Source organism: Streptomyces calidiresistens (assembly GCF_014141525.1).
In the GTDB taxonomy this organism is placed as follows: domain Bacteria; phylum Actinomycetota; class Actinomycetes; order Streptomycetales; family Streptomycetaceae; genus Streptomyces; species Streptomyces calidiresistens.
The window spans coordinates 1-3,417 of sequence record NZ_VKHS01000607.1; the positions used below are offsets into that span (position 1 = coordinate 1).

Consider the following 3,417-nt stretch of genomic DNA (forward strand, 5'->3'; position numbering starts at 1 on the left):
GGGCCCGGGGGACCGGGACCCCCTTCGGGGCGGTGTTCGCGTGAGCCGGCGGGCAGGGTACTGCATCCGCGGAAAAAGATGCGCCGCTTGGGAATTCTGTCCGGTTTCCCGTCGTTGATTCGTTACGGAAGGCGGGTGCGAGGAGGCACTTCGCCGGCCGAGAAGGAGCACAAGGCAGAGCGCCACCGCGCGTCACACCGAATCATTCGCAAGGGAGTACGTATGGCAAGCCGTGCCGTCGCCCGCAGCCGGCAGACCTCCGGTCCGGTCGGGACCACGGGCAGCGCCAGGCCCTCTGCGGAGGGCGACGCCACCGAGCGCGACCTGGTGGGCATGTACCTGGACGAGATCGCCCGTACCCCGCTGTTGGACGCGGCGCGCGAGGTCGAGCTGTCCCAGACCATCGAGGCCGGGCTGTACGCCCGTCGCATCCTGGACGGCGAGGTCGAGCCCGCGCCGGACGGCCCGGTCGCCGGGGTCCCGTCCGAGGAGCTGGAGGCGATAGCCGCCGAGGGGGAGCGCGCCAAGGACGTCTTCATCCGCTCCAACCTCCGGCTGGTGGTCGCCGTGGCCCGCCGGTACCCGCGCAGCGGTCTGCCCCTGCTGGACCTGATCCAGGAGGGCAACGCCGGGCTGGTCCGGGCGGTCGAGAAGTTCGACTACACCAAGGGCTTCAAGTTCTCCACCTACGCCACGTGGTGGATCCGACAGGCGATCACCCGGTCCATCGCGGACCAGGCGCGCACCATCCGGCTGCCCGTCCATCTGGTCGAGGAGCTGGGGCGGGTCCGCCGGGTGCAGCGGGAGTTCAACCGCGAGCACGGGCGGGACGCCGAGCCGCAGGAGATCGCCACCGAGCTGAACACCACCCCCGAGCGCGTCCAGGATGTCCTGGACTGGGCCCGGGACCCGGTCAGCCTCAACATGTCCGTGGACGACGAGGGCGAGACCCAGTTCGGGGACCTGCTGGAGGACACCTCCGCGGCCACCCCGGAGCAGTCGGTCATGGTCATGATGCGCCGCGAGGGGCTGGAGGAGCTGATCGGTCGCCTCGACGACCGCACCGCGTCCATCATCCGGGCCCGTTACGGCATCGAGGACGGGCGGGAGCGGACCCTGACCGAGGTCGGCCGGCAGCACGGTCTGACCCGGGAGCGGATCCGGCAGATAGAGAAGCACGCCCTCCTGGAGCTCAAGCGGATGGCCGACGCCTCCGGCTTCGACGCCGCCGCCTGAGACCTCCCCTCCGCCCGTCCGCCGTGCGGTGGGCGGGGGTCGAGCGAGGCGGGGCCGCGCACCGCGCGGACGCCCGCCCCCGGAACCGGCCGTCGGTATCACCCGGCGCGCCGCGCGGACCCCGACGCTTCCCCTCTCGTCGGGGTCCGCCCCTCGTGGCCCGTCCGGCCCGGGGCACGGATCACGGGTCCGTGCCCCGGGCCGGACGGGCTTTTCGTGTGCCCTCGGGGCGAGCCGGCGGGGAACCACCGTCCCCGAAGGAGTGTTCCGACGGAGTGTTTCGGGGGTCCGCGGCCGGAAAGCCGCCCCGTGGACCGCCCCGGCCTCCGGCACGTCCGGCCCCGGACCCTCTGTTGCCCGTTCGTGTCCGCTTGGTGTGCCGAATGTGTTTACTTTGCGGCAGCACAGTCGTAATCTTGGCGTGAAGCCACTCATTCGGACACCGGAAGACCCGGTTCGGAGCGGAACGGACACCGGACGGATGTACGCACAGGAACGCCGGCAGGAGATCCTCCGCCGCGCCCGCGAGGAGGGCCGGGTCGAGGTCGTCGCGCTCGCCGAGAGCTTCGGGGTCACCTCCGAGACGGTGCGCCGCGACCTCAAGGCGCTGGGCCGGGCCGGTCTGCTGCGCCGTGTGCACGGCGGCGCCATCCCCATCGGCCGCCTGGACTTCGAGCCCGACCTCGGGCGTCGCGAGGCCACCGCCGTCGAGGAGAAGGAGCGCATCGCCCGGGCCGCGTTGGACGAACTGCCGGCCGAGGGCAGCGTCATCATCGACGCCGGCAGCACCACCGCGGCCCTCGCCGCACTCTTCCCGCCGGACGTCCACCTCACCGTGGTCACCCACGCGCTGCCGATCGCGGCCCGACTCGCCGACCATCCCGGCATCGAACTCCACCTGATCGGTGGCCGCGTGCGTCACCGCACCCGCGCCGCCGTGGACGCCTGGGCCCTGCGCACCTACGGCGAGGTCAGTGCCGACCTCGTCCTCCTCGCCACCAACGGCTTCTCCCCGGACACCGGCCTGACCACCCCGGACCTCGCCGAGGCCGCCGTGAAACGGGCACTGATCGCCGCCGGGCGCCGCGTGGTCCTGCTCGCCGACTCCGGCAAGTCCGGACGTGAGCACTTCGCCCGATTCGGCGACCTCCGGGACGTCGACCTGCTCATCACCGACACCGGTCTCGACCCCCGGGACGCCCGGGAGATCGAAGCCGGTGGTACGGAGGTCCGCCGCACATGATCCTCACCGTCACCCCCAACCCCAGCCTGGACCGCACCTACGGCATCCCCGCGCTGGAGCGCGGTGCCGTGCTGCGCGCCGGAACCGACCGGGTCGATCCCGGCGGCAAGGGCGTCAACGTCTCCCGGGCCGTCGCCGCCGCGGGGCGCCCGACCACGGCCGTTCTCCCCCTGGGCGGGGCGGAGGGCGAACTGCTCTCCCGCCTGCTGGACGGCCTGGGGGTCGAGCCGGTCGAGGTTCCCCTCGCGGGCTCCACCCGGGTCAACGTCTCCCTCGTCGAACCCGACGGCACCCTCACCAAGGTCAACGCCGCCGGCCCGGAGCTCGGCCCCGCGGAGAGCGAGGCGCTGTTGGCCACCGTCGGCCGGTACGCGCCGCGCGCCGACTGGACGGCCTGCTGCGGCAGCCTGCCCCGCGGCCCCGCCGACGACTGGTACGCCGAACTGGCGAACCGCATCCACCACACCGGGGGCCGGATCGCCGTGGACACCTCCGGGCCCGCGTTCCTCGCCGCCCTCCACGGCCGCCCCGACGTGGTCAAGCCCAACCTCGACGAACTGGCCGAGGCCACCGGCCGCACCGCCGCCGACCTGGCCACCCTGGGAGCGGTGGTGGAGGCCGCCCGCGAACTGCGGGTCGCGGGAGCGGGCACCGTGCTGGCCAGCCTGGGCGCGGACGGCCAACTCCTGGTCGAGGAGGACGGCGTCCACTGGGGCACCGCCCCGGTGGAGACCGTCCGCAGCGATGTCGGCGCGGGTGACGCCTCCCTGGCCGGTTTCCTCCTCGCCGGTGGTCGCGGGCCCGACGCCCTGGCGGCGGCCCTCGCCCACGGCGCCGCCGCCGTCCAACTCCCGGGCAGCGCCATGCCGCGCCCGGCCGATCTGCGTCCCGCCGCGGTGACCGTCACCGACGACCCGCCCCGGAACCACCCCCTCGGG

3 protein-coding genes are annotated in these 3,417 nt (G+C 73.7%); all 3 read left to right on the forward strand.

Annotated elements, in window-relative coordinates:
• Window positions 1-222: 222 nt before the first annotated feature.
• Entirely contained in the window at window positions 223-1,236 is a 1,014-nt protein-coding gene (locus FOE67_RS20315) for a sigma-70 family RNA polymerase sigma factor (RefSeq protein ID WP_182666282.1), read from the forward strand.
• Between the two features lie 481 nt (window positions 1,237-1,717).
• A complete protein-coding gene (locus FOE67_RS20320) occupies window positions 1,718-2,479 on the forward strand; it encodes a DeoR/GlpR family DNA-binding transcription regulator (protein WP_182666283.1) in 762 nt (253 codons plus the stop codon).
• Window positions 2,476-3,417: 1-phosphofructokinase (gene pfkB, locus FOE67_RS20325; protein ID WP_182666284.1), on the forward strand; the 942-nt coding region annotated here is incomplete at its 3' end. The genes FOE67_RS20320 and pfkB, both read left to right, overlap by 4 nt.